Origin of the sequence: Acuticoccus sp. (genome assembly GCF_965213555.1) — a bacterium.
Classification (GTDB): Bacteria; Pseudomonadota; Alphaproteobacteria; order Rhizobiales; family Amorphaceae; genus Acuticoccus.
Genome location: NZ_OZ243890.1, coordinates 3169558 through 3193515 on the forward strand (window position 1 = coordinate 3169558; position 23958 = coordinate 3193515).

The window sequence follows — 23958 nt, forward strand, 5'->3', positions numbered from 1 at the left end:
CGGGCTGGCTGCGCCGCTTCAGCGCGATGAGCGAAGGTTGACGCCGACGAAGACCAGGAGGATCGCGAAGCTCGTCGCCTCGGCGAGCGACTTCAAGGGCACCAGAAGGGCGAGCGTGAGGACGACCGCCCCGACGAGGAGCGTCGCGAGCACCGGCGTGCGCGTCCGCGAACTGATGGCGGCGAGGGCGGACGGTGCGCCGCGGCCGTCCCGGGCGATGTCGAGGAGGAGGCGCGAGGAGGCGATGATCTGCGTCAGCGCGCCGTTCACGATGATGAAGAGGCTGGCGACGGCGATGGGCAGGCCCGGCCAGCCGACCGCCTCGACCGCGGCGACCAGCGGCGCCTCGGCCTCGGCGATGGCCTGCAGCGATCCGGTGCCCACGAGCGCGCCTGAGATGGCGAGGTAGAACACGAACACGATGGCGAGGGAGATCATCATCGCCCGCGGCATCGTGCGCTTGACGTCGCGCACCTCCTCGGCGGTCTGCGCCATGTCGCCGAAGCCGATGAACGAGTAGACCGCGAGGATCGCTCCGGCGAACAGCCCGCCGAGGCCAGCCGCGCTCGCGCCACCCTCGCCCCCACCTCCAGCGATGCCCTCCAAGACTGCACCGGGCGCCGCCCAGAGGCCGTCGCGCAGGGCGAAGAGCACCACCAACAGGGTGGCGATGCCGATCACCGTCGTCACCGTCATCAGCCACGCGCTCTCGTTCATGCCGGCGATGGCGATGCCCACGAGGGCGACGACAAGGAGGCTGGTCGCGAGCCAATCCGGCACTGGCGCGAAGCTCGAAAGGTAGGCGACGAAGCCGGTGACGATGGTGGCGGCGGAGACGGTGTTTGCCACCATCAGCGTCCACCCCGTCGCCGAGCCGAGCCAGCGCAGCCCGAACGCGCGCTCCAGGTAGTCGATGGGGCCGCCCGAGGTCGGGATGCGGGCGGCGACCTCGGCGAAGGAGAGCGCGGAGGTGATCGCGACGATCGCGGCGAGGAGGTAGGCGAGGGGGGCAAGGTGCCCGGCCTCGCTCAGCACCTCGCCGACCACCACGAAGATGCCGGCGCCGAGGATGGTGCCTGAGCCGTAGAACACGAGCTGCAGCAGCCCGACGTCGCGTCGCAGTCCGCCCGATCGCGGCTCCTGAAGTGTCCCGCTCATGGAGGGGGCAACACGACGGGGAATCATCGGTTCCCGGTCGCGCACGCGCCGCGGCGGTTCCGCTGCGCGCCGCGATGGGGGACACTTGCTCCAGCGGTCGGGTGGCGACCCGCCGAGCCTTGCGGAGGACGACCATGATCATCGACGCCCGTGCCGACGACGCCCCAGTGTGGGAAGAGGTTGCGCCGAAGCACGCCGGGTTCGATCCCGATCGGCTCGCCGAGGCCGTGGAGTATGCCGCGACGAGCGAGTCGGACTGGCCGCGCTCCATGAGGGCCGACGACGGCCGCTTCATCGGCTGCGTGGAGATCGGCGACCGGCCGCCCTACGACATGCCGCTTGGGCCGGTCACGCCGCGCGGTCCCGCGAACGGGCTCGTCCTGCGCGGTGGCCGCCTCGTCGCCGAGTGGGGCGACACGCGGCACGCGGACATGACGTTCTCCATCGCCAAGAGCTACCTCGCGCTCCTCGCGGGCCTCGCCGTCGACCGTGGCCTGATCGGCGGGCTCGACGCGCTGGTCGCGGCGACCGTCGAGGACGGCGGGTTCGACGACGCGCACAACCGGTCCATCACCTGGCGGCACCTCCTCGAGCAGACCAGCGAGTGGCATGGGACGCTGTTCGACCGGCCCGACCAGGTGGACTGGCACCGCGTGGTCGGTGCCGCCGACACGCCGGCGGCGCGCGCCAGGAAGGGCGAGCCGCGCACGCTGCAGCCGCCCGGCACGCACTTCGAGTACAACGACGTGCGGGTCAACCGCTTGGCGCTCAGCCTGCTGCGCGTCTTCGGACGAGCGCTGCCCGAGCTGCTCGCGGACGAGGTCATGGGGCCGATCGGCGCGTCCTCAACCTGGCGCTGGGATGCGTACCAGAACGCGACGGTGGACGTCGCCGGCACGCCCATGCCCTCGGTGCCGGGTGGTGGGCACTGGGGCGGCGGCCTCGTCATCGCCGCACGCGACCACGCCCGTGTGGGCGAGCTCGTCGTCGCGGGAGGCCGCTGGGACGGCCGGCAGATCGTGTCGTCCGAGTGGGTCCGTGCGATGCTGACGCCGTCCGCGATCGCCCCGATCTATGGCCTGATGTGGTGGCTCAACACCGATCGCGCGCTCTACCCGTCGGCCCCCAAGACCAGCGCCTTCGCGCTCGGCGCGGGCTCCAACATCCTGTGGGTCGACCCGGCGCTCGACCTCGTCGTCGTGCTGCGCTGGGTGCGCAAGGCCGTCGCAGGCGAGGTGATCGGCCGCTTCGCCGCGGCGCTGACCGAGCGTTGACGGCGTCGCTCGGAGCCGAGGATTGCCGGCACCATGCCGATGCCCGGCAGGATCAGCGGAACACCACGGTCGACGAGCCGTTGAGCAGGATGCGCCGCTCGAGGTGGCAGCGCACGGCGCGGGCGAGGACGCGGCTCTCCACGTCCCGCCCCGCGGCGACGAGGTCGTCGGGGGTCATGGTGTGATCCACCCGCTCCACGTCCTGCTCGATGATCGGACCCTCGTCGAGCTCGGGCGTGACGTAGTGCGCCGTCGCCCCGATGAGCTTCACGCCGCGAGCATGGGCCTGGTGGTAAGGCTTGGCCCCCTTGAAGCTCGGCAGGAACGAGTGGTGGATGTTGATGACGCGGCCTTCAAGCCGCCGCGACAGGTCGTCGGACAGGATCTGCATGTACCGAGCGAGGACCACGAGCTCGACCGCCTCGCGCTCGATGAGCTGGCCGAGCGCCGCTTCCTGCGCGCTCCTACGGCACGGGCCGACGGGCAGGTGGTGGAACGGGACCCCCTCCGCCTCGACCCGGGCCCGCCAGTCCTCGTGGTTTGACGCGACGCCGACGAGGTCCATGGCGAGCTGGCCGATGCGCCAGCGGTAGAGCAGGTCGTTGAGGCAGTGCCCGGACTTCGACACCATGATGAGGACGCGCTGGCGCTTGGCGACGTCGACGAGGTTGGCGTCCATGTCGTAGGCGAGGAGGGTGGGGCGGAACCCCTCGCGGAACCGCTCGCCGGTCATGCCCGACGGCGCGGCGAAGTGGACGCGCATGAAGAAGCGGCGGGAGGCGCGGTCGAAGTACTGCGCGCTCTCCAGGATGTTGCAGTCCTGGGCGGCGATGGACGAGCCGACGGCGCCGACGATGCCCTTGCGGTCGGTGCAGGAGAGGGTGAGCACGAGTTCGGGCATGGCATCAGCGGGATGTGACGGCGGGGACACCGCTCGGTTAACGGCTCCGCGTTGTGCCGACAACGACGGCCGCCCACCCTCGCCTGGACGGGTGCGCTCGGTCGAGGCACCCGATCGTTGCTGAAGCGGTCGCCCTCGGGCGGTGGCACCGCATGAGGCGGTAGCGCCCTAGCCCTGCGGTGCGGGACCGGGGACCTACTCGGCGGGGAGGCCGAGCGCAAGGCGGGTGCGAGCGCGGCCGTGGGCGGCGTCGCGCAGCGCCATCGCGCGCGGCTTGTCGGACGGCGCGACCTTGACCACCGCGACCCGTGGGCCGCCGGTCGTCCCGTGGAGCCGGCCCGCGAGCGCGGCGAGCCCGTCGTCTGCGATCACCGTCGTCGTCTCGGGGATGCCGCAGGCGGCGGCCACCGCGGCGAGGTCGGTGCCATGGGCTGTATGGGTCTCCTGCGCACCGGTCTCGCCGAACAGGCCGTTGTCGAGCACGACGATGGACAGGTTCGCCGGCGCCTGCAGCGCGATGGTCGCGAAGCTGCCGAGGCCCATGAGCATGTCGCCGTCGCCCGTCATGACGACCACCGGCACGTCCGGCCGGGCGAGCGCGAGGCCGAGGCCCATCATCGCGGTCCCGCCCATGGCGCCCCACAGGTAGACGTTGCGCGCGTCGTCGCCGGCGGCGGCCACGTCGTAGGTCGCGTTGCCGAGGCCCGACACGACGACCGTACCGTCCCGGTCCTTCAGGAGCGCGGCGACGGCCGCGCGGCGGTCGAGGGCATTGGCGAGCGGCATCGGAACCTCCGTCAGAACGTCTTGGCGCCGATGAGCTTTTGGCTCAGCAGGACCGCGACGCCCGCGCCGCCGCCGAACGCCATCTTGGCCGCCGCATCCACCGCGGCGCCCGCCTCAGCCCGTGCGTCGACCCGGATCACCTCGAGCCCCGCAAGGCGCAACGCCTCCGGCGTCGTGGATCCCATGGGCACCTGCCAGCCGTTGAACTCACCGTACTCGCCGCGCATCGTGACGATCGTCATGAAGGGGTATCGCCCATTCCTGATGAGCGAGAGCATGTTGATCGTGTTGCCGACCCCGCTCGACTGCATGAGGAGCACGGACGGCGCGCCGCCGAGCCAGGCGCCGGCGCACAGCGCGACGCCCTCCTCCTCGGTGGTGAGCGTGATGCCCCGCATGGTCGGCTCGGCGTGCACCATCTCGATGAGGCGCGCGTGGCCGGCGTCGGGCACGAACGGCACCTGACGCACGCCGTGGGCCTTGAGCGCGGCGAAGATGTCCGCCGGCCAGTCCACCGTCATCGGCGCGTCGCTCATCGCGTCCTCCCGGTCAGTGCGGCCTCGATCGCCTCGACAGTCGCCGAGAGCACGGGACGGAACGTCGCCATGAGCTCGGCGAGGCTCGCGCGGTTGGCGTGGGCGCAGGTCGACATGGCAGCCACCACCCGGCCAGCGCCGTCGCGGATCGGCATCGCGATGGAGCGCACGCCCTCCTCGAGCTCCTCGTCGAGGATGACGTGGCCGGCCTCTCGCGCCTCGCGGACCGCGGCGAGGTTCTCGGCGAGCGTCGTCCTCGTGCGCGCGGTGGTGGCGTGGATCGACGCGCCCGCGAAGCGCCGCTCCACCTCCGCGTCGGTCAGGCCGGACAGGAGCGCGCGGCCCTGCGCGCTGGTGAAGAGCGGCAGCTGGTCCCCCGGGCGAAGGTTGAGCGACATCTGCCGCGGCGCCCGTCCGTAGGCGACGATCTCGACGCCGTCGCCGTCGAGGACGCCGACGGAGGCCGTCTCGCCGAGCCGCATGGCGACGGGCTCGATGAGCGGCTGGCTCACCTCGCCGATGGACGCCGGCTCGAGGTAGCGGTGCGCGAGCTCCAGCACCTGGGGCGTCAGCGCGAAGCGGTCCGCCTCCTGGCGCACGTAGCCGAGCTCGCGCAGGGTGAGGAGGAAGCGCCGCGCGCTCGCCCGCGTCTGCCGTGAGCGCTCGGCGACCTCGGCGAGCGTCATCGCCCGGTGCCCCGGCCCGAACGCGCGCAGCACGGAAAGCCCGCGTGCGAAGCTCGCCGCGTACTCGTTGCGCCCGGGCGCTGCTGCGCCGGACGGCACGTCACCCTCATGCGATGCTTGATCCAAGTCGAAGGCTCCCTTACCGTTCGGATAGCAAACCTTGGTTTGCAATGCAAACGAGCGCCCGGTCAGGGCGCCATCACCGGGAGGACGACGATGACCCCACCCCTCAACGCGCTCGTCGCGGTGCCGCTGATCCTCGCCGCCGGGACGGCCGCGGCACAGGAGGTGACGCTGCGCGTCGCCGACACGTTCCCGAGCGGGCACTACATCGCCCAGAACCTGACGCAGGTGTGGATGGACCGTGTCCGCGAGCTGTCGGACGAGCGCGTCGACTTCACCTACTTCGGTGCCGGTCAGCTCGGAAAGATCCCGGAGATGCTCGACCTCGTCGAGAGCGGCGTCGTGGACGTCGCCTACGTGCCGCCGTCCTCCTACGCTGAGCGCATCCCGCTGACCGGCGTCGCCGAGCTGCCCGGCTTCTTCACCGACGCCGCCACCGGCACCGCCGCGTTCAACGACCTCCTCGCCAGCGACCTCATCGAGGGCGAGTTCGAGGGTTACGCGGTGACCCCGCTCTTCGGCGCGCTCCTGCCACAGTACCAGGTTGCGGTGGCGGGCGAGCCCATCGACAGCGCGGAGAAGTTTCAGGACGTGCGCCTCAGGACCCCCGGCGGTGTCCTCGAGCTCGCCGCGGACGAGCTCGGCGCGCTCGCCGTCCCCATGGGCGGACCGGAGATGTACACCGCCTTCCAGCGCGGCACCGTCGATGCGACCTTGAACGCCTACGGCTCCATGGAGTCCTACAAGCTGAACGAGGTGCTGCGCTCGGTCTCCACCAACGGCAGCTTCGGCACCTTCGGCATGATCTACGTGATCGACGACGACGTGCTCGCAGGCCTGCCCCAGGACATCCAGGACATCCTCCTGCAGGCGGGCGAGGAGGCGGCGCGCTCGTTCGCCGACTGGGTCGACGGCAACGAGAGGGAGGTCGCCGCGCGCTTCGCCGAGGGCGGCATCACCACCTACGAGATCCCGCAGCAGGTCGTCGACGCGTGGAACGTGAAGCTCGGCAACGTCGCCGATCTTTGGGCGAGCCGGCTGGACGAGCGCGGGCTCGAGGGCTCCGCCGCCGTCGAGGCGTGGCGGGCGAGCCTTGCGGAGGCGAGGGCGAACTGACCGCGGCGGGGAGCGGGCGATGGCCCTCCTGCGCCTCCTCGAGAACCTCCTCGCCGGCCTCACCTACCTCGCGCTGTTCGCCATGATGGCGCTCATCACGGCGGATGCGTTGGGGCGCTACCTCCTGCGCATCACGCCGCCGGACGTGTTTCACTTCACCGAGCTCTACCTCATGCCCATGGTGATCTTCCTCGCCATGGCGCAGACCCAGCGCGAGCGTGGCCACGTCAACGTGACGCTGCTCAGCCAGTTCGTCCCGCCCGCGCTCGCCGCGGCGATCCTGTCGGCGGTCTTCCTCGCTGCGGCCGTGATCTGCGCGATGATCGCGGTCGCCTCCTGGCAGTCGGCCTGGCCGCACCTTGCGAACTGGCGCGTCACCGGCGGCGTCGTGCCATGGCCGACGGGGCTCAGCCGCGTCATCGTCCCCGTCGGCATGGGCCTCCTGTCACTGCGGCTCTTCGTGGACGCGGGCGTTGAGGCGCGCCGTGCGCTCGGCGGCGCGCCGCCGGTGGAGGAGGACATGGGCGTGCCGCGGACCGAGGGGCGGATCGTGACCGTCGGCCTGCCCCTCGTCGGCCTCCTCGTCCTCATCGGCGTCGGCGCGCCCATCGCCTACGCGCTTCTGATCTCGGGCACCGTGGCGCTGTTCGTCCAGGTCGGCGAGCGGGCCGCGATGGGGATCCTCGGCACCTCGCCCTACGCCCGCGCCGCGGACTTCCTCCTCACCACGATCCCGATGTTCGTGCTGATGGCCGAGTTCCTGTCCTCCAGCCGCATCGCGGGCGACATCTTCCGCGCCGGATACATGTGGGTCGGGCACCTGCGCGGCGGGCTCGCCGTGGCGACGACGCTCGCGAGCGCCGGGTTCGCGGCGCTGTCGGGCTCGAGCCCCGCGGCGGCGGCGACGATGTCGGCGATCGCGGTGCCGGAGATGCGGCGCTACGGCTACGCGGACCGCCTGTCCCTCGGCGTCGTCGCCTCGGCAGGGACGCTCGCGGTCATCATCCCGCCCTCCATCGTCCTCATCCTCTACGGCATCCTCACCGAGACCTCCATCGGCCGCCTGTTCGTCGCGGGGTTCGTCCCGGGCATCATCACCGCGGTCGCCTACATCGTCCTCATCCAGGTGTGGGTGCGCGTCAGCCCCGCGGTGGCGCCGCCCCTCGAACGGCCGTTCTCCCGTGCCGAGCGGATGGGCGCGCTGCGCCCGGTGGGGCCGGCGCTCCTCCTGGTCGTCGTCGTCCTCGGCGGGATCTACTCGGGGGTCGTCACCCCGACAGAGGCAGGAGCCCTCGGCGCGTCCGGGGCGCTCGTCATCGGCCTGCTGTTCTCCGGCCTGCGCGGCGAGGGGATCCTCGAGGCGCTGCGGCGCACCGCGCGCACCACGGCGATGATCTTCACCATCGTCATCGCCGCCTCGATCTTCTCCTACTTCCTGACCATCTCGCAGGTGGCGCAGAACCTCATCGTGTGGGTGGAGGGTGCGGGGCTGGCGCCGTTCGCCGTCCTCATGATCGTGCTCGCGATCTACCTGGCGCTCGGCGCGTTCCTCGACCCCGTCTCGATCCTCATCCTGACGCTGCCGCTCGCCTTCCCCCTTGTGACCTCGCTCGGCTACGACGCGATCTGGTTCGGCGTCGTGGCGACGAAGATGGTGGAGATCGGTCTCGTCACCCCGCCCGTCGGCATCAACGTCTTCGTCGCGGCGGGTGCCGTCGGTGCGCGGCTGCAGGACGCCTTCGCCGGCGCCGCGCTCTTCGTGGTGGCCGACCTTGCGGTGCTCGCAATCCTCATCGCGTTCCCCGAGGTCGTGACGTTCCTGCCCGACCTCCTCTACGGAGCCTGACCCATGCAGCTGCGCGCCCCGGCCCTCGGCCCGCCGCCCTTCGTCCACGAGACGCTGCCCCAGCGCATCGTCTATGGCCCCGGCCGCTTCGCCGACGTCGGCGACGAGGTCCGAGGGCTCGGCTTTGCCCGACCGCTGATCGTCGCGACGCCAGGGCGCCGAGGTGCGGCCGAGCGGGTGCGCGAGGCGGCCGGCGGCACGGTCTTCGCCGAGGCCAAGATGCACGCGCCGGCCGAGGTGGTGGAGGCGGCCGGTCGCGTCATGGACGAGGCCGGCGCCGACGGCCTCGTGTCGTGCGGCGGCGGCTCCGCGCTCGGCATCGCCAAGGCGCTGGCGCACCTGAGGCAGGTGCCGATCCTTGCCGTCGCCACCACCTACTCCGGCTCGGAGGGGACGGCGCGCTGGAGCATCATGAAGGACGGTAACAAGGCCGGCGCCGTCGACCCCATCGTGCTGCCTCGCACGGTGATCTACGACCCCGAGCTCACCGTCTCGCTGCCCCGCGAGGTGTCTGCGCCGAGCGGCATGAACGCGATGGCCCACGCCGTCGCCTGCCTCTACGAGGCGTCGTCATCGCCGATCCATCGCCTCCTGGCCGCGGACGCCCTCGCGCGGATGGCGCGGGCGCTGCCGGCCATCGAGGCGGACCCCTCCGACCTCGCCGCCCGCGGCGATGCGCTGATCGCCTCGTTCCTATGCGGCACCGTCATGCCGGCGACGCTCGGCGTCCACCACAAGTGCGCCCACGTCCTGGGCGGCGCCTACGCGTTGCCCCACGCCGAGGTCCACACGGTGCTTTTGCCCCACACCGCCGCCTACAACGCGCAGGCGGCGCCGGACGCAGCGCGCATCATCGCTGCAGCGCTCGGCGGCGAGGCGCCCGGCCCAGCGCTCCACGCGCTTCTCTCGTCGATCAGCGCGCCGACGTCGCTCACTGCGCTGGGGCTCGCGCGCGACGCGGTGCCGAGGGCCGCCGAGGTCGTCTGCGCGGCGGAGCTGTCGGGCCCGCGCCCCGCGGACGAGTCCTCCGTGCGCGCCATGCTGGAGCGGGCCTGGGCGGGCGAGCCTCCTACGGCCTAGCCGCACGCGGCGATGGGGCGCGCGGCGCGGCCTCGTCGCGCCGGCGCCGCGGGCCATGTGGTCGCAGATGGTCCGCCTCCTCGTCGCCGTCCTCGCGCTCGCCGTCATCGCCTTCGCCACCGAGCGCCTCATCGCGGCGGGGGAGGGCGTCCTGCGCGAGGATGTGACGATCGGCGGGACGCCGGCGACGGTCTACCGTCCCGTGGATGCGCTGCCGGGCACCCCCGTGGTCGTCGTCGCCCACGGCTTCGCCGGCTCGAAGACGCTCATGGATCCGTTCGCGACCGCGCTCGCCAGGAACGGCTACCTCGCGCTCGCCTTCGACTTCCTCGGCCACGGCGAGCACCCCGAGCCCCTCGCCGGCGACGTCACCGAGGTCGATGGGGCGACGCGCGCCCTCGTTGCGCAGACCGAGGAGGCGATCCGCTTCGCCGAGGCGCTCGAGGGGGCGGGGGAGGGCCTCGCGCTCCTCGGCCACTCCATGGCCGCCGACATCATCGTGCGCACGGCGATCGAGCAGGAGGCCGTCGACGCCGTCGTCGCGGTGTCGATGTTCTCCCCCGTTGTCACGGCGAGCGCGCCGGACAACCTCCTCATCATCGTCGGCGCATGGGAGGTGGGGCTGACCGCGGAGGCGCTGCGCGTCGTCGGCCTCGCGACGGACGGACCGCGCAGGAGGGGACGACCTACGGCGACTTCGCGGACGGCACGGCGCGGCGCGCTGCCTTTTCGGGCGGCTCGGAGCACATCGCGGTGCTCTACGACGAGGAGAGCCTCGCCGAGGCGGTGCGCTGGCTCGACGGGGCGTTCGGCGTCGACCGCACGGCGCCGATCGCGACGAGCGCGCGGCTGCCTTGGATCGGCCTCCTCGTCCTCGGCGTCGTGACGCTCGGCTGGCCGCTCGCCCGCGCGCTGCCGACGGTGTCGACGCCGCCGGCCGGTGCGGGTTTTAGCTGGCGCCGCCTCTGGCCGGTCGTCGTGGTGCCCGCCGTCGCGACCCCCCTCGTGCTGCGCCCGGCGCCGACGGACCTCCTGCCCGTCGTCGTCGGCGACTACCTCGCGGTGCACTTCCTCGCCTACGGGCTGCTCACGTTGGCGACGGCAGCGGTCGTGCTCCGGCGAGGGCGTTCCGACCCGGCGCCGATGCGACGGACGCGTTGGGGCGCGCTCGCCGTCGCGACCCTCCTCGTGGCGCTGTACGCCCACGGCGCGCTCGGCCTCGTCATCGAGATTACCATCACGAACTACACGCCGGTCGGTGCGCGGCTGCCGCTGCTCGCCGGGATGCTCGTCGGCACGCTGACCTGGGCGCTCGCCGACGAGTGGGCGACACGAGGCGTCGGCCGGGCGCCCGGAGGGGCGTTCGCCACCAAGGCGGCGTTCGTCCTCTCCCTCGCCGCCGCCGTGGCGCTCGACCTGGAGCGGCTGTTCTTCCTCATCATCATCGTGCCGGTGATCGTCGCCTACTTCGTCGTCTACGGGCTGTTCAGCCGCTGGAGCTACCGGGCGACGGGCCACCCGCTGCCCGGCGCCGTGGCGAGCGCGGTGGCGTTCGCCTGGGCGATCACGGTCGTCTTCCCCATGCTGGCGGGCTGACGTCTCACGCGTCGTCCCGCTCGGGGAGCCACGTGAACAGGATGGTTGCGGCGAGTGCCCCGAGGAGTTGGGCGAGCAGGAAGCCAGGAGCATCGGCCGGCCGGATGCCCGCGAACGTGTCGGACAGTGCGCGGGCGATCGTGACCGCAGGGTTCGCGAACGATGTCGAGGAGGTGAACCAGTACCCAGCCGCGATGATCGCCGCGACGGCGTAGGGCGTCGCCTCAGGATGATGGCGCGTCGTGCTCCAGACGACCGACAGCAGCGCGAACGTCGCCGTGAACTCACCCGCGAGCTGGCCGATGCCCTCGCGGGCGACCGCCGCCACCTGCAACGTCGGCAGCGCGAACATGACGTGCGCGAGCCAGACCCCTGCGACGGCGCCGGCGACTTGCACCAGGAGGTAGCCCGGCACGAAGCGCCACGGCAGCTTGCCCCGGAGCGCGAAGCACAGCGTGACGGCGGGGTTGATGTGCGCACCGGAGATCGGGCCGAAGGTGAGGATGAGGGCGACCAGCGCGCCCGCCGTCGCGATGGTGTTGGCGAGGAGCGCCACACCGTCGTTCCCGCCCGATAGGCGCTCGGCCATGATCCCCGATCCGACGACCGCGGCGAGGAGGAGCCCCGTCCCGACGCCCTCCGAGACGAGGCGCTGCGCGAGCCTGTCGCTCACGGCATCGCGTCGGGGCGAGCAACGACGACCTCGCCGTCCTCCTTCGAGAACGCGCCGCGCTGCGCGGACGGGAGGATGGCAAGCACCGTCTCCGATGGACGGCACAGGCGCACGCCGAGCGCCGTCACGACGATCGGGCGGTTGATGAGGATCGGATCGGCCATCATGGCGTCGACGAGCTGATCGTCGGTGAGCGTCGGATCGTCGAGGCCGCGCTCCTCGTAGGGCGTTCCCTTGCGTCGCAGCAGCTCGCGCGGCGTGATCCCCATGCGCGCGATGAGGTCCACGAGCTCATCGCGTGAGGGAGGGGTCTTCAGGTACTCGACGACGCGCGGATCTTCGCCGCTGTTGCGGATGAGGCCGAGCACGTTGCGCGACGTCCCGCAGTCCGGGTTGTGCAAGATGGTCACGGTCATGGGGGCCTCCGTCCAGACAGCAGGGCCCCACGAGCTTAGGCGAAGGGACTCCCCGCTCCAAACGCATCGTGGCTGGGGGGCGGAGCCGGGTGGCTCAGCCGTGGCCGACGAGCGGCGCCGCCTCGCAGGAGTGCCTGGCGCACTCGAGCTCCAGCGTCGTGTGGGTGATGCCGAACCGAGCGGCCACCATCGCCTTGAGGCCCGCCTTGATGGCGTCCGCCTCGTCCCAGCGCCCGGGGTCGACGACGACGTGGGCGTCGAGCGCGGCGTCATGCTCCTGCATCTGCCAAAGGTGCACGTGGTGGACGTCGGCGACGCCGTCGGCGCCGCGCAGGGCGGACAGCACGGTCCCCGTGTCGAGCTCGGGCGGGCTCGCGAGCATCAGGATGCGCACCACGCCGCCGACCTCGCGCAGCGCGTGCCAGAGCACGAAGCCGGCGATGAGCAACGTCGCAATGGGGTCCACGAGCCGCCAGTCGTAGAGGATGATGAGCGTGCCCGCGACGATCACCGCCACCGAGCCCAGCGCGTCAGCGACGTTGTGCAGGAACGCGGCGCGGATGTTCACGCTCGACTTGCCGAGGGCGTAGGTCAGCGCCGCCGTCACGAGGTCGACGACGAGGGCGATGCCGGCGACCGCCACCACGAGCCAGCCGTCGACCGGGCGCGGCTCGACGATCCGGCCGATGCCCTCCACCGCCAGGGTCAGCGCGATCACGATCAGCGTCGTGTAGTTGACGAGCGCGGCGACGACCTCGGCGCGACCGTAGCCGAAGGTCATGGAGGCGTCGGCCGGCCGCCGTGCGATGCGCCGCGCCACCATGGCGATGATGAGCGAGATGGCGTCGGAGAAGTTGTGCAGCGCGTCCGCGATCAGCGCCAGGCTGCCGGCAAGGAGGCCGCCGACCACCTGCGCGACGGTGAGGCCGAGGTTGACCGCCACGGTGAAGGCCAGCCGTCGGTCGCCCGCCGAGGCATCGACGTGGTGATGGTGCCCATGTCCCACTCGGCAACGCTCCCGCCCCTCGCTCCTTCCCGAACATAGAACGACCCGAATGCCGGCCCCAGGCCAGGGTGCCGAAATGCGCAGTAATGAAGGATTCCCGAAGCCGACCGGCCCCTTTGCGCTTAAACCGTCCCTGGTCCACGGCCGGAGAAACCATGGTCTTCACCCGAGCACGCGCGACGACCCTCGCCGTCGCCGGCGCAGGCACCGCGTCATTCCTCCTCCTCGACCTGCCGCTGCCGTTCCTGTTCGGGCCGATGGCGGCCTGCCTCGTCGCGGCGCTCGCCGGCGTCAGGCTGCAAGGGGCCGGGGTCGTCGGCAAGGCTGCGCGCACGGTGCTCGGGGTCGCGGTGGGGGCGGCCATCACGCCGGCGCTCCTCGGCGAGCTGTCGGTGATGGCGGCCTCGCTTGCGCTGATCCCGCTCTACGTCCTCGTCATCGGCGTGATCGGCGTGCCGTTCTTCAGGCGCGTTGCGGGGTTCGATCCGGTGACCGCGTACTACGCCGCAATGCCCGGCGGCTTCCAGGACATGATCGTGTTCGGCGAGGAGGCGGGCGCCAACGTGCGCGTCCTGTCGCTGATCCACGCGACGCGCGTGCTCACCATCGTGACGCTCGCGCCGGTCATCATCACCCAGTTCTACGGCGTGCCGTTCGCGAACCCCATCGGTGCGCCGGCGGCCACCATGCCGCCGCTCGAGCTCGCCCTCATGGTGGCGGCGGCCGTCATCGGCTGGAAGGGCGGGGAGCGTATCGGGCTGTTCGGTGCCACGATCCTCGGCCCGATGATCCTCGCCGCGGCGCTGTCGCTCGGCGACGTCCTTCACATGCGGCCGCCGCGCGAGGCGCTCTACGCCGCACAGTTCTTCATCGGCCTCGGCGTCGGAGTGCACTACGTCGGCGTGACCGTGCGCGAGCTGCGCCACGTGGTGGCCATCGGCGCGGCCTTCGTGGTCGTGCTCGCGGCGCTCGCTGCCGCCTTCACCGAGATCATCGTGCTGACGGACCTCGCGCCGCCGGTCGACGCGTTCCTAGCCTACGCGCCGGGCGGGCAGGCGGAGATGGCGGTGCTCGCGATCATCGCCGGCGCCGACCTCGGCTACGTGGTGGCGCACCACCTCGCGCGGCTCGTCCTCGTCATCACCGGGGCGCCCGTCGCCGCGCGGCTGATGGGGATCAGGCCGCGCCCGCGTGTGCCGGCCCCGCCTGGACCGCACCGCGATGGTCGACGTTGACCTCGGGACCGAGCGCCGACCGCGGCACCATCAGCTCGCCGCGGGCGAGGAGGCGGGCCGTGCGCAGGAGCCCGGCGGAGCGCACCACGATGCCCTCGTCGGTCGCCTCGTAGTCCACGGTGACCTCGATGCGGCCCGACGCGTGCTCGATGGTGACGATCGCCGGTGCGCCGCTGGCCGGCGCGGCGATGCCGTCCGCCACCGTACCGGGCAGGAGCGCGCACGTGGCGAGGCACTGCGAGCCCGTCACCGCCATCGACGGGTGCGCGTTCCACGGCATGAAGTAGCGCGCCGTCACCGTGCCGCCGTGCCGCGGCGGGGCGAGCAGGCCGAACTTCGGCGTCACCGACGAGGTGACGTCGCCAAGCCCCATGCGCCGCCCTGCCTCGACGCGGATCGGCTCCATGCGTGCGTAGAACTCGCGGTTCGCGTCGAGCTCGGCGACGCCCTCCGTCCCGGTCAGACCGAACGCGTCCGCCCGCGCGATCGCCATCGGCATCGCGACGTCCATCAAGGTCACGTCGATGCCGTCGATGGTCTCACGGCGCTCGCCCGACGGCAGCAGCGCGCCGCAGCTCGAGCCGACGACGTCCTGGAAGTTGAGGAGGATCGGCGCCGCCGTCCCCGGCACGCCGTCGATCACCGCGTCCCCCTCGTAGGTGACGCGCCCGTCCGGCGTCCTCACGATGGCCTCGATGCGCGCCCCCGTGTTGACGCTGAGGATGCGCACTCGCGTCTCCCCGTCCACGGCGGGATGCAGCCCCATCTCGATGGCCGCCGGTCCGACGCCCGACAGGATGTTGCCGCACGTCGGCCTGAAGTCGACCTGGCGCTCGGTCACCGCGACCTGGGCGAAGAAGTAGTCGATGTCGGCCGCGGGGTCGTCCGAGCGCGACAGCATCGCGACCTTCGTGGTGACCGCGGCGCCCCCGCCGATCCCGTCGATGTTGAGCGGATGGCCCGCGCCCACGGCCGCCATCAGGACGTCCGCCAGCGCTTCGCGGTCCTGCGGCAGGTCGGTCCGCCGCATGTAGGGACCGCGCGACGTGCCGCCGCGCAGGAACCAGAAGGGGATCGCGGTTTGCGTCATCGTCGTCACCGCAAGGGCCAGGGAAGGTCGACGAAGGACTGTAGCACGCCACGCGGGAAGTTGAGCGACAGCGCGTCGGCGAGGAGGAGAACGAGGCCCGCCGCGATGGCGGTCAGGACGAGCGTCGTCATCGGCCCGGCCCGCGCCCGCACCACCAGGAAGACGACGAAGAAGGCGATCATCGCAAGGTAGAAGCCGACGAGCGCCGACAGGCCGATGAGCGTCGCGATCCACAGGATGCCGGGGTAGATGCGACCGGCCGCGACCTCCGCAGCGTTCCTGCGCTCGACCTCCTGATCGTAGATCGCGGGGTGCGTGCTCTCGCCGATGACGAGGACGCCGAGGAGGAGGAGGCCGAAGAACGCCGCCACGCTCGCCATCGACATCGGGAAGACCTGGCCGAGGAAGGTGTGGCCGAGCGAGTCCCAGATGGCGAGGGCGAACACGCCGAGGACGAGGAGCGCGAAGGCGATCTGCGGCGCGCGGTAGGCGAGGGCGGGCTTGCGCGGGGACGCCGGCATCGCCGCCGACCCGGCGGAGGCCGTCACGGGCGCGGTGTCGTCGACGCGGTTGCGCACGCCGAACCAGATCGACACGAGCGTCAGCGCCGCGATGATGATGACGCCGGGACGCGTGACGAAGCCCCAGCCGTAGAACTGCACCGCCTGGTAGAAGTAGGTCTCGGCCTGGGGCGCGAGCACGTAGCCGATGAGGAGCGCGGCGCGGGGCCAGCCGAAGCGCTTCATCATGACGCCGAAGCAGCCGATGGCGAACAGCGCGATGAGGTCGGCGACGTCGCGCGTCGCCTGGAACGCGGCGAACGCGATCACCGCGATCATGAACGGCGCGAGGTAGGGGAACGGGATCGTCGTCAGCCTCGAGATCGGCCCGGCGAGGACGATGCAGAGCCCCGCGCCGAGCACGTTGGCGATGGCGAGGGACCAGATGATCGAGTAGGTCACGTCGAGCTCGGTGGTCACCATCGACGGTCCCGGCTCGATGCCGATGAGGACCATCCCGCCGAGGAAGACGGCCATCGAGCCGGACCCGGGGATGCCGAACAGGAGCGTCGGCAGGAGCCCGCCGCCTTCCTTGGCGTTGTTGGCGCTCTCCGGCGCCACCACCCCGCGGATGTCGCCCTTGCCGAAGCGCTCGGTGTCCTTCGTCGTCTGAACCGCGTGGCCGTAGGCGATCCAGTCCACCACGGAGCCGCCGAGGCCCGGGATCGCGCCGACGATGCAGCCGATCGCGGCGCAGCGCAGCGACAGGAACCAGTGCCGCATCCAGTCGCGCACGCCGGCGAGCCAGCCGGCGCCCAGCGCGCCGGTGCGGGCGATGGAGGCGTCGGTGCGCAACAGGTCGACGATCTCGGGGAAGGCGAACAGGCCGAGCCCGACCACGACGAGCGGGATGCCGTCGTAGAGGTAGTCGAGCTCGAACACCATGCGGAACTCGCCGGTGGCCGGCGCGCCTCCCACCGAGCCGAGCACCAGGCCGACGCCGCAGGCCGCGAGCCCCTTGGTAAGGCTGCGCCCGGCGAGCACGCCCACCATCGACAGCCCGAAGATCGACAGCATGAAGAGCTCTGCCGAGCCGAACGCCAGGATGAGCGGCCGGGCGATGAGGACGAAGCCGGTCAGGACGATCGCGCCGAACAGCCCGCCGAACAGCGAGGAGACGAACGCCGCCGAGAGGGCCCGCGCCGCCTGCCCCTGCTTGGCGAGGGGGAACCCGTCGAGCACCGTCGCCTGGCTCGCCGAGGAGCCGGGGATCCCCATGAGGACGGAGGCGAAGGTGTCCGACGTCGGGATGACCGCGACGAGCCCGATGAGCATCGCGAGCGCGGAGATGTCGTCCATCCCGTAGAGGAACGGGATGAGCAGGGACAGTCCTGCGATGCCGCCGAGCCCGGGGAAGACGCCGATGGCGAGCCCGACGACGACGCCGAACAGGATGTACAGCATGTGCTGAAGCGTCAGGATGTCGGCGAGGGCGGCGATGAAGACGTCGACCATCAGCGCTCATCCCTTGAGCTTGCAGCCCGCGGCGCCAGCTTCGGCCCTAAGCGGCCCGATCCTTCAAAGCGACGCCTCGCGGCACCAGGCTGACGCGGAGCGTCAGTTGATCGGCGTGCCGAGGAGGTCCGTGAGCTCTGCCTTCAACGCTGCCGCTTCCTCGTCGAGGGAAGCGATCGCCTCGGCCGTCGCCGCCGCGCCGGTCGCCCCCATGAAGAAGAAGTGGTTGCCGTCCACCCGGTGCGAGAGGCGCTCGTCGAGGCCGTCGGCGAGCTCGGTCAGGCGCGTCCAGTCCGCGTCGGACAGCGCGTTCACGTCGACGTCGCCCATGTAGCGACTGAGCAGCGTGTTGGCGTTGTAGAGCCCCCAGGCCGCCTGGTCGGTGATCGCGTGGCGCTTGTCGCGCCGTCCGTTGGGGATGATGACGCCCACCAGCGGGTAGTCGTCGAAGTGGAACGGCTTGGCGTCCTCCATCGCCGCGGCGGGGTCCATGACGAACGCGCCGTCGCGGAAGAGTTGGCCGTACCCCTGCAGGTTGATCGGGATGTCGCCCTGATACTGCGCCTTGAAGACGTCCTCCGGCACGATGGTGTGGCCCTCCTCCTCACCCTCGGCTGCGACCTGCTGGTACCACCCGTCGAAGTTCTTGCGCCGGTCGGCGTAGCCGGACGGGAGCATCGGGTACTCCCGGGTGATGGCGATGAGGCCCGGCAGCCCCGGCGTTGCGGCGAGGCCGATGAAGAGCTTGAGGTCGAGGCCGGCGTCCCGCGCCGCCTCGTGCGCAGCCTGGGCGAGCTTGCCCCCCATGGACCAGCCGGCGACGATGGCGCCGCCGGTCAGCCCCTCGGCCTCGATCGTCTCGGCGGCAAGCTGCGCGGTCTGCCGGCCCCAGTCGCGGATCATGAAGTCGGGGTGGTCGGTGGGGAGCCCACCCTCGGCGATCCCGATCGGGTAGGAGATCGCGAGCACGGAGTAGCCCCGCTCAAGGAGGTGATGGGCGAGGAAGTCCTCCGCCCGCGAGCCGTCGTGGCCACCGTAGGCGACGCGTGCCGTGTGGTGCGCCCCCGGCACGAAGACGACGAGCGGGGCGTTCGCCTCACCCTTCGCGAACCATGTGATCGCGGGGAAGCCCGCCGCCTCGCGGATCTCCTCGCCGGGGTAGAGCCCCGCCGCTGCCTCCTGCGGCCCGGCTCCCTCCGCCCGGCTCGCCTCCGCTCCGTCCTGCGCGGCCTCGGCCGCCGCGGCAGTCGCGAAGGCCAGCGCGGCGAACGCCACCGCAGCACCCATCAGCCAGTGAGCCATCACGTCCCTCCAGTTTCCGTCCCGCATGGTTTTTTGATTGGCCTGCGGCGCATCGGCGTCGCAGGCTGGCTCGGCGCTGGCCGGGTCGGCGCGTCAGTTGACGCGCACGTTGTACTCTTCCTCGAGCATCTGCGTGACGACCTCGCGCAGCTCGGGGCGGATGGTCGTCCCCTTCTCGAACAGCGTCTGTGCGGCGCGGCCGGTCACCTGCTCGTAGGTCCCCAGCACCGCTTCCTTGTTCGCCTGATACTCCGGGTCGCCCTTCATCTGCTCCACCGCCTCCTGGTAGGCGTCGACGATCTCCTGCGGCGTGCCTTCCGGAAGGAAGACCATCTTCTGCGCCGGGAAGCCCGCGATGAAGAAGGCGGTGTAGGCGTCGTACATCTCGCCCGACGGCGCCTCGCCCGTCGCCATCTCGTAGGCCTCGGGGAAGCTCGGCAGGTCCGGGAAGGTCGGGTCGCGGATGACGTTGCCGTCCTCGTCGACCGCGCCCCACGAGAACAGGGGTACCGCCTCACCGGCGTCGACGAGCGGCTGGACGTTCTTCAGGTAGGCGGACGAGGTCTGGTAGTCGATGTTGGTCTCGCCGCGCTCGAAGGCGAGGCGCCCGTCGCCGCGGCCCTTGAAGCCGAACACGTGCTTCACGTCGAGGCCCAGGAAGTCGAACGCGAGGAGCGGCACGAGGTCGAGGGAGGTTGCGCCCTGGCTCGCGTAGGTGAGCTCTTGCCCCTTAAGCTCGGCGATCTCCTCCGGTCCCTCGACGCCGGTGTCGGGGGAGACGTAGACGACGCCGCCCGTCGGGGAGGCCATCACCACCTCCCAGTCCTGGTACTCGTAGCGCACGCGCGGATCGCCCAGGAGGTAAGGGAACTGGGTCGAGCCGGACGTGCCGAGGATGGTCAGCCCGTCGGGGTCAGCGCGGGCGGCGAACAGGTTGGTGCCCTTGGTGGAACCGCCACCCGGCTCGTTGACGACGACGACCGTGGGGTTGCCCGGAAGGTACTTGGTGAAGAACGGGGCGTTGAACCGCGCCCAGGTGTCGGACCCGCCGCCGGGCGAGAACGGGATGATCCACTCGATCGTCTCACCCTCGAAGGAGACCTGGGCCGACGCCGGCCCGGCCATCGCAAGGGCTGCGGCGAGACCGGCGGCGAGCGCGATCCTTCGGCCGTGTGTGGGACGCATCATCTGTTCCTCCTCGGCCGGTCTGGCGACGGGCGGGCTGCCGGCCGTTGGCGGGCCCGCCGCAGCGTTCATGGCGCGTTTCGTGTCAGTTTCTTGCGCAGACCATGCGTACCCCGCCGGTATTCGGCTTGTCGAGGCGCAGGGCCACCCTCAGGCGGCCTTGGCCACCGCGCGCCCAGCGAGCACCGTGACGAGGTGCGCGCGGTACTCGGCCGAGCCGTGGATGTCGGACAGCATGAGGTCCGGCGAGATCGCGATCCCCGACACCGCGTCCGGCGACCAGTTCGCCGCCAGCGCCTCCTCCATCTCGGCGACGCGGAACACGCCGTCGTTGCCCGATCCGGTCACCGCGACGCGCGTCTCGCCGGACGCCGTCACCGCCACGAACACCGAGCACAGCGAGTAGCGCGAAGCCGGGTTGCGGAACTTCTCGTAGGCCGCCCGCTGGGGCTTGGGGAACTCGATGCGGACGATGATCTCGTCCTCGTCGAGCGCCGTCTCGAACATGCCTTGGAAGAACTCGTGCGGCTTGTAGGACCCCTTCGAGGTGACGACGGTCCCGTCCATCGCCATCACGGCCGCCGGGTAGTCCGCGGCGGGGTCGTTGTTGGCGAGGACGCCGCCCATGGTGCCCATGTTGCGCACTGCAGGGTCGCCGATGGTGGCGGCGAGGCTCGCGAGCGCCGGGATCGCCTGGCGCACATCCTCGGAGCGCTGCACCTCCGAGTGGGTCGAGGCGGCGCCGATCTTGAGGGTCGTACCGTCGAAGGCGATGCCCTTGAGCTCGGGGATCTTGGTTACATCGATGACGTCGGACGGCGCGGCGAGGCGCTGCTTCATCGTGGCGATGAGCGTCTGCCCGCCGCCGAGGAACTTGCCGTCCTCGGCCGCCTTCAGCTTGGCGACGGCATCGTCGAGGCTCGTCGCCCGGGCGTAGGTGGTGGCGTACATCGAATGCTCCATTGTCCGTCGTTGGCGCCCGCTCGGGCGCAGGGTCAGGTTCGTGCCGTCGAGGGCGGCTGGGCGAGGCGTGACGCGTTGCGGAGCCCCGAACGGGTCAGCAGAGCGCCGGCGACGAGCATCGCCGCGCCCCACACCAGGAAGGCGATGTCCCAGTAGATCCAATGATCCTCAGGGACGGTCTCATTGACGTGGTGCAAGCCGAGGAGGTGGTGGTTGACCGTCCCCTCGACGAGGTTGAACAGCCCGAAGCCGGCGAGGACGGTGCCGGCGAGGAGGCGGGCCGGCCAAGGGCCATGCGGTCGGCGCGCGCTGCGCCACAGCAGCACCAGCCCGGCGAGCGTGAAGGCGTAGGCCGCGACGTGGAAGAGACCGTCGAGCACCACGTTGAGCCTGAGGTTCGCCATGGTGTCGGGCGGATAGCCTGCGCTGGAGGCCATGTGGTGCCATTGCAGGATCTGGTGCAGCACGATGCCGTCGAAGAACCCGCCGACGCCGAGCCCGAGGAGGATCCCGGCGGCGATGGGGAACTCGGTCGGCGAGCGCTCGTCCAATGCAGGCTCCTCCGGGGATAGAGCTGCGCGCTCGCCGTGGGGCTCGCCGCCTACTCGGCCGCCATCCGCGGCCGTGCGGACTGGACCGCTCGCCACACGCGCTCGGGCGTCGCGGGCATGGCGAGGTCGTTGGTGCCGATGGCGTCGGTGATCGCGTTGATCACCGCGGGGGGCGCGCCGATGGCGCCGGCCTCGCCGCAGCCCTTCACGCCCAGCGGGTTGTTGGGGTTGGCGACCTCGATGTGGTCGAGCCCGAAGGAGGGCAGGTCGTCCGCCCGCGGCACGCAGTAGTCCATGTAGGAGGCGGTCAGAAGCTGGCCCTCGTCGTCGTAGACGCAGCCCTCGAGGAGCGCCTGGCCGATGCCCTGGGCGAGGCCGCCGTGCACCTGGCCCTCGACGATCATCGGGTTGATGATGACGCCGAAGTCGTCGACCGCGACGAAGTTGACGATCGTCACGACGCCCGTGGCGGGATCGACCTCCACCTCGCACACGAAGGTGCCGGCGGGGAACGTGAAGTTCGCCGGGTCGTAGAACGACTTCTCGCTGAGCCCGGGCTCCATGCCGTCCGGCAGGTTGTGTGCGGTGTAGGCGGCCAGCGACACCTCGTGCCAGGCGAGCGTGCGGTCGGTGCCTGCCACCTTCAGCTCGCCGTTCTCGATGACGATGTCGCCGGCGTCCGCCTCCATGAGGTGCGCGGCGATCAGCTTGGCCTTCGCCGCCACCTTGTCGAGCGCCTTGGCGATGGCGCCGCCTCCGACCGGGCCGGAACGCGAGCCGTAGGTCCCCATGCCGAACTGCACCTTGTCGGTGTCGCCATGCACGATGGATACGTTGGCGGACGGCACGCCGAGGCGGTCCGACACGATCTGGCTGAAGGTCGTCTCGTGGCCCTGCCCGTGGCTGTGCGAACCGGTCAGAACCTCGATGGTGCCGACCGGGTTGACCCGCACCTCCGCCGACTCCCACAGCCCGACGCCGGCGCCGAGCGAGCCCACCGCCTGGGACGGGGCGATGCCACACGCCTCGATGTAGGAGGACAGGCCGATGCCGCGCAGCTTGCCGCGGGCCTCCGACTGGGCGCGGCGCGCTGGGAAGCCGTCGTAGTCGGCGTGCGCCAGCGCCTTGTCGAGGAGGCCGTGGAAGTCGGACGGGTCGTAGTTCATGAGGACCGGCGTCTGGTGCGGGAACTCGCGCACGAAGTTCTTGCGGCGGAGCTCCACCGGGGAGACGCCGAGCTCGCGCGCGGCGGTCTCGATCATGCGCTCCACCACGAAGGTCGCCTCGGGCCGCCCCGCGCCGCGGTAGGCGTCCACCGGCGTCGTGTGCGAGTAGACCAGCTTCACGTTGGCGTAGATCGCCGGCATCGCGTACTGGCCGGACAGCAGCGTCGCGTAGAGGTACGTGGGCGTCGCCGACGAGAACAGGCTCATGTAGGCGCCGAGGTTGGCGACGGTGTCGACGTGGAAGCCGACGATCCTGTGGTCGGCGTCGAACGCCATCCGCGCCTTGGTGACGTGGTCGCGGCCGTGGGCGTCCGTCATGAACGCCTCGGTGCGGTCGGCGGTCCACTTGACCGGGCGACCAATGCGCTTGGAGGCGACGCAGCAGGCGACCTCCTCCGGGTAGATGTAGATCTTGGAGCCGAACCCGCCGCCGACGTCCGGCGCCACCACGCGCAGCTTGTGCTCGGGCGCGACGTTGTAGAACGCGCTCATGACGAGGCGCGCGACGTGCGGGTTCTGGCTCGTGGTGTAGAGCGTCGTGTGGTCCTCGGCGGCGTTGTAGTGCGCCACCGCCGCGCGCGGCTCGATGGCCGAGGGGATGAGGCGGTTGTTGCGAATGTCCATCGACACGACGTGGGCGGCGTCCTGGAAGGCCGCCGCCGTCGCGGCCTCGTCGCCGAGCTGCCAGTCGCAGATGAGGTTGTCGTCGGCGGTCCCAGGGTGGACGACAGGGCCCGTGGCGTAGCTCGCGAAGTCGGTGAGGGCGGGCAGCGGCTCGTAGTCGACCGCGATCGCCTCCGCTGCGTCCACCGCTGCGGCGCGCGTCTCAGCGATGACGAGGGCGACGGGCTGGCCCACGTAGCGCACCGTCGCGGGGTCCATGACGTTGTACGGCGCCATCTTCATCGGGCTGCCGTCCTTGGACGAGATCGCCCAGCCGCAGATGAGGTTGCCGATCCCCGCGTCGATGACGTCCTGGCCGAGCACGACGTCGATGACGCCCGCCATCCCCTTGGCTGCTGCCGCGTCGATGGAGCGGACCTTCGCGTGCGCGTGGGGCGAGCGCAGGAACACGGCATGCACCATGTCGCGCTCGGCGATGTCGTCGGTGTAACGCCCCGCGCCGGTGATGAAGCGCCGGTCCTCCTTGCGCGCGAGGCGCGCGCCGATCCCTTCCTGGCCCATCCCGTCCCC

General features: G+C 71.3%; 21 protein-coding genes. 6 read left to right on the plus strand and 15 right to left on the minus strand.

Features of this window, described 5'->3' with window-relative positions; translation table 11 throughout:
- Positions 1 to 18: 18 nt before the first annotated feature.
- Positions 19 to 1158, minus strand: coding sequence for an APC family permease (locus tag ACOOE8_RS14955; RefSeq protein ID WP_420392228.1), 1140 nt, complete (start codon positions 1156 to 1158; stop codon positions 19 to 21).
- A 134-nt stretch (positions 1159 to 1292) separates the two neighbouring features.
- Here ACOOE8_RS14955 and ACOOE8_RS14960 point away from each other — a divergent pair, with 134 nt between their 5' ends.
- Positions 1293 to 2432 carry a serine hydrolase domain-containing protein gene (locus tag ACOOE8_RS14960; RefSeq protein ID WP_420392229.1) on the plus strand — a complete coding sequence of 380 codons (1140 nt, stop codon included), beginning with the start codon at positions 1293 to 1295 and terminating at the stop codon, positions 2430 to 2432.
- Between the two features lie 52 nt (positions 2433 to 2484).
- Here ACOOE8_RS14960 and purU read toward each other — a convergent pair whose 3' ends face one another.
- The 4 genes from purU to ACOOE8_RS14980 all read right to left on the minus strand — a co-directional run bounded on the left by purU (position 2485) and on the right by ACOOE8_RS14980 (position 5467).
- A complete protein-coding gene (gene purU, locus ACOOE8_RS14965) occupies positions 2485 to 3333 on the minus strand; it encodes a formyltetrahydrofolate deformylase (protein ID WP_420392230.1) in 849 nt (282 codons plus the stop codon).
- A 195-nt stretch (positions 3334 to 3528) separates the two neighbouring features.
- On the minus strand, positions 3529 to 4119 hold the full coding sequence (locus ACOOE8_RS14970; protein WP_420392231.1) for a thiamine pyrophosphate-dependent enzyme: 591 nt from the start codon (positions 4117 to 4119) through the stop codon (positions 3529 to 3531).
- 11 nt (positions 4120 to 4130) lie between these two features.
- Positions 4131 to 4655 carry a phosphonopyruvate decarboxylase gene (locus ACOOE8_RS14975; RefSeq protein WP_420392232.1) on the minus strand — a complete coding sequence of 175 codons (525 nt, stop codon included), beginning with the start codon at positions 4653 to 4655 and terminating at the stop codon, positions 4131 to 4133.
- A complete protein-coding gene (locus tag ACOOE8_RS14980; RefSeq protein ID WP_420392233.1) occupies positions 4652 to 5467 on the minus strand; it encodes an IclR family transcriptional regulator domain-containing protein in 816 nt (271 codons plus the stop codon). Before ACOOE8_RS14980 ends, ACOOE8_RS14975 begins: the two co-directional genes overlap by 4 nt.
- A 90-nt stretch (positions 5468 to 5557) precedes the next feature.
- Here ACOOE8_RS14980 and dctP point away from each other — a divergent pair, with 90 nt between their 5' ends.
- From dctP to ACOOE8_RS15000, 4 genes are all read left to right on the plus strand, one after another.
- The gene (dctP, locus tag ACOOE8_RS14985) at positions 5558 to 6580 is read left to right on the plus strand and encodes a TRAP transporter substrate-binding protein DctP (RefSeq protein WP_420392234.1); all 1023 of its coding nucleotides are present in this window, start codon (positions 5558 to 5560) and stop codon (positions 6578 to 6580) included.
- A gap of 19 nt (positions 6581 to 6599) precedes the next feature.
- Positions 6600 to 8426, plus strand: coding sequence for a TRAP transporter large permease subunit (locus tag ACOOE8_RS14990; RefSeq protein WP_420392235.1), 1827 nt, complete (start codon positions 6600 to 6602; stop codon positions 8424 to 8426).
- Positions 8427 to 8429: 3 nt separating this feature from the next.
- On the plus strand, positions 8430 to 9506 hold the full coding sequence (locus ACOOE8_RS14995; protein ID WP_420392236.1) for a maleylacetate reductase: 1077 nt from the start codon (positions 8430 to 8432) through the stop codon (positions 9504 to 9506).
- A 67-nt stretch (positions 9507 to 9573) separates the two neighbouring features.
- A complete protein-coding gene (locus ACOOE8_RS15000; RefSeq protein ID WP_420392237.1) occupies positions 9574 to 10392 on the plus strand; it encodes an alpha/beta hydrolase in 819 nt (272 codons plus the stop codon).
- A gap of 714 nt (positions 10393 to 11106) precedes the next feature.
- Here ACOOE8_RS15000 and ACOOE8_RS15005 read toward each other — a convergent pair.
- The 3 genes from ACOOE8_RS15005 to ACOOE8_RS15015 all read right to left on the minus strand — a co-directional run bounded on the left by ACOOE8_RS15005 (position 11107) and on the right by ACOOE8_RS15015 (position 13197).
- Positions 11107 to 11775: an aquaporin gene (locus ACOOE8_RS15005; protein WP_420392238.1), complete on the minus strand. Its 669-nt coding sequence runs from the start codon at positions 11773 to 11775 to the stop codon at positions 11107 to 11109.
- Positions 11772 to 12191, minus strand: coding sequence for an arsenate reductase (glutaredoxin) (gene arsC / locus ACOOE8_RS15010; RefSeq protein ID WP_420392239.1), 420 nt, complete (start codon positions 12189 to 12191; stop codon positions 11772 to 11774). Before arsC ends, ACOOE8_RS15005 begins: the two co-directional genes overlap by 4 nt.
- A 94-nt stretch (positions 12192 to 12285) precedes the next feature.
- A complete protein-coding gene (locus tag ACOOE8_RS15015) occupies positions 12286 to 13197 on the minus strand; it encodes a cation diffusion facilitator family transporter (protein WP_420392240.1) in 912 nt (303 codons plus the stop codon).
- A 155-nt stretch (positions 13198 to 13352) separates the two neighbouring features.
- On the opposite strand from ACOOE8_RS15015, the gene ACOOE8_RS15020 reads away from it, so the two are divergent.
- Positions 13353 to 14432, plus strand: coding sequence for an AbrB family transcriptional regulator (locus ACOOE8_RS15020; RefSeq protein ID WP_420392241.1), 1080 nt, complete (start codon positions 13353 to 13355; stop codon positions 14430 to 14432).
- Here ACOOE8_RS15020 and ACOOE8_RS15025 read toward each other — a convergent pair.
- From ACOOE8_RS15025 to ACOOE8_RS15055, 7 genes are all read right to left on the minus strand, one after another.
- A complete protein-coding gene (locus tag ACOOE8_RS15025; RefSeq protein WP_420392242.1) occupies positions 14374 to 15522 on the minus strand; it encodes a 4-oxalomesaconate tautomerase in 1149 nt (382 codons plus the stop codon). The two genes, ACOOE8_RS15020 and ACOOE8_RS15025, sit on opposite strands and share 59 nt — an antisense overlap.
- 5 nt (positions 15523 to 15527) lie before the next feature.
- Complete coding sequence (locus ACOOE8_RS15030) at positions 15528 to 17537, minus strand: tripartite tricarboxylate transporter permease (RefSeq protein WP_420392243.1); 2010 nt, start codon at positions 17535 to 17537, stop codon at positions 15528 to 15530.
- A gap of 102 nt (positions 17538 to 17639) precedes the next feature.
- Positions 17640 to 18839, minus strand: coding sequence for a hypothetical protein (locus tag ACOOE8_RS15035; RefSeq protein WP_420392244.1), 1200 nt, complete (start codon positions 18837 to 18839; stop codon positions 17640 to 17642).
- A gap of 93 nt (positions 18840 to 18932) precedes the next feature.
- Complete coding sequence (locus tag ACOOE8_RS15040) at positions 18933 to 20027, minus strand: tripartite tricarboxylate transporter substrate-binding protein (RefSeq protein ID WP_420392245.1); 1095 nt, start codon at positions 20025 to 20027, stop codon at positions 18933 to 18935.
- A gap of 147 nt (positions 20028 to 20174) precedes the next feature.
- Positions 20175 to 20975: an FAD binding domain-containing protein gene (locus tag ACOOE8_RS15045; RefSeq protein ID WP_420392246.1), complete on the minus strand. Its 801-nt coding sequence runs from the start codon at positions 20973 to 20975 to the stop codon at positions 20175 to 20177.
- 44 nt (positions 20976 to 21019) lie between these two features.
- The gene (locus ACOOE8_RS15050; RefSeq protein ID WP_420392247.1) at positions 21020 to 21538 is read right to left on the minus strand and encodes a DUF2243 domain-containing protein; all 519 of its coding nucleotides are present in this window, start codon (positions 21536 to 21538) and stop codon (positions 21020 to 21022) included.
- Between the two features lie 50 nt (positions 21539 to 21588).
- Entirely contained in the window at positions 21589 to 23949 is a 2361-nt protein-coding gene (locus ACOOE8_RS15055; protein ID WP_420392248.1) for a xanthine dehydrogenase family protein molybdopterin-binding subunit, read from the minus strand.
- Between the last annotated feature and the right edge of the window lie 9 nt (positions 23950 to 23958).